This window comes from Necropsobacter massiliensis, from assembly GCF_000827595.2.
Lineage (GTDB): Bacteria > Pseudomonadota > Gammaproteobacteria > Enterobacterales > Pasteurellaceae > Necropsobacter > Necropsobacter massiliensis.
Window position 1 is genome coordinate 1 of record NZ_LN776185.1, and the last position, 2,751, is coordinate 2,751.

Sequence of the window (2,751 nt, forward strand, 5' to 3'; positions counted from 1 at the left end):
TGGAGGACCGAACCGACTAATGTTGAAAAATTAGCGGATGACGTGTGGCTGGGGGTGAAAGGCCAATCAAACCGGGAGATAGCTGGTTCTCCCCGAAATCTATTTAGGTAGAGCCTTATGTGAATACCTTCGGGGGTAGAGCACTGTTTCGGCTAGGGGTCCATCCCGGATTACCAACCCGATGCAAACTGCGAATACCGAAGAGTAATGCATAGGAGACACACGGCGGGTGCTAACGTCCGTCGTGGAGAGGGAAACAACCCAGACCGCCAGCTAAGGTCCCAAAGTGTATGTTAAGTGGGAAACGAAGTGGGAAGGCTTAGACAGCTAGGATGTTGGCTTAGAAGCAGCCACCATTTAAAGAAAGCGTAATAGCTCACTAGTCGAGTCGGCCTGCGCGGAAGATGTAACGGGGCTGAAACATAGCACCGAAGCTGCGGCATTCAGAGGACAGATTACAGATGACAGAGGACAGAATAAATGGTTATTGAAGCTAAAATTATGGATTATAAAGATTTAGTGGTGTGGCAAAAAGCGTACCAACTATCGTTAGAAATTCATAAGCATACATTAGATTATCCAAGATATGAACAGTTTGAACTTGCAAGTCAAATGCGAAGAGCGAGCAAAGGGATTTGTGCAAATCTTGCGGAAGGGTTTGGCAAGCAAAGTGTCAGTAAAGCAGAGTTTAAACGTTTTATCTTAATGGCAATGGGAAGTGCAGATGAAATGAGGGTATGGCTAAGTTATAGTAAAGACTTAGGCTATTTAAATGAAGCTGCGTGCGAAAAGTTAGAAATAGCTTATCGAGATATTGCAAGAATGCTAAACGGTTTACATAAAAGCTGGTCATAGCAATTTATTCTGTCATCAGTCGTCTGTCATCTGTCCTCTGATTGGGTAGGGGAGCGTTGTGTAAGCGGATGAAGGTTCATCGAGAGGTGGGCTGGACGTATCACAAGTGCGAATGCTGACATAAGTAACGATAAAACGGGTGAAAAACCCGTTCGCCGGAAGACCAAGGTTTCCTGTCCAACGTTAATCGGGGCAGGGTGAGTCGGCCCCTAAGGCGAGGCTGAAAAGCGTAGTCGATGGGAAACGGGTTAATATTCCCGTACTTGGTAAAACTGCGATGTGGGGACGGAGCAGGTTAGGTTAGCAGTCTGTTGGAATAGGCTGTTTAAGTTGGTAGGTGGGTGAATTAGGCAAATCCGGTTCACCTTAACACCGAGAGATGATGACGAAGCTCTACGGAGCTGAAGTAACTGATACCACACTTCCAGGAAAAGCCACTAAGCATCAGGTTTTACTAAACCGTACTATAAACCGACACAGGTGGTCAGGTAGAGAATACTCAGGCGCTTGAGAGAACTCGGGTGAAGGAACTAGGCAAAATAGCACCGTAACTTCGGGAGAAGGTGCGCTTACGGTAGTTAAAGTCCGAAACGGATGGAGGTGAAGTAAGTCGAAGAGACCAGCTGGCTGCAACTGTTTATTAAAAACACAGCACTCTGCAAACACGAAAGTGGAGGTATAGGGTGTGATGCCTGCCCGGTGCTGGAAGGTTAATTGATGGTGTTATCGCAAGAGAAGCACCTGATCGAAGCCCCAGTAAACGGCGGCCGTAACTATAACGGTCCTAAGGTAGCGAAATTCCTTGTCGGGTAAGTTCCGACCTGCACGAATGGCATAATGATGGCCAGGCTGTCTCCACCCGAGACTCAGTGAAATTGAAATCGCCGTGAAGATGCGGTGTACCCGCGGCTAGACGGAAAGACCCCGTGAACCTTTACTATAGCTTGACACTGAACCTTGAATTTTGATGTGTAGGATAGGTGGGAGGCGAAGAAGCGGTAACGCCAGTTATCGTGGAGCCGTTGTTGAAATACCACCCTTTAAGGTTTGATGTTCTAACGAAGCGCCCTGAACGGGTGTTCGGACAGTGTCTGGTGGGTAGTTTGACTGGGGCGGTCTCCTCCCAAAGCGTAACGGAGGAGCACGAAGGTTTGCTAATGACGGTCGGACATCGTCAGGTTAGTGCAATGGTATAAGCAAGCTTAACTGCGAGACGGACAAGTCGAGCAGGTGCGAAAGCAGGTCATAGTGATCCGGTGGTTCTGAATGGAAGGGCCATCGCTCAACGGATAAAAGGTACTCCGGGGATAACAGGCTGATACCGCCCAAGAGTTCATATCGACGGCGGTGTTTGGCACCTCGATGTCGGCTCATCACATCCTGGGGCTGAAGTAGGTCCCAAGGGTATGGCTGTTCGCCATTTAAAGTGGTACGCGAGCTGGGTTTAGAACGTCGTGAGACAGTTCGGTCCCTATCTGCCGTGGGCGTAGGAGAATTGAGGGGGGCTGCTCCTAGTACGAGAGGACCGGAGTGGACGCATCCCTGGTGTTCCGGTTGTGTCGCCAGACGCATTGCCGGGTAGCTAAATGCGGAAGAGATAAGTGCTGAAAGCATCTAAGCACGAAACTTGCCCCGAGATGAGTTCTCCCCGACTTTAAAGTTGGTAAGGGTTGTTGAAGACGACGACGTAGATAGGCATGGTGTGTAAGCGTAGTGATACGTTGAGCTAACATGTACTAATTGCCCGAGAGGCTTAACCATACAACGCTCAAGGGTTTTGGGTTCAGGAGTCAGGTGACAGGTATCAGGTGTCAGGTACCAGGAATCAGATGATAGGAACTGCTGAGAGCGTAAAGAGAGTATTAGACAGATATCAGACAGCTTGTTTTGGATTGA

General features: G+C 48.7%; 1 rRNA gene. It reads left to right on the forward strand.

The features are described from left to right. Nucleotides 1–2,616 (forward strand): 23S ribosomal RNA (locus BN3349_RS07085); the annotation flags it as partial. Between the last annotated feature and the right edge of the window lie 135 nt (nucleotides 2,617–2,751).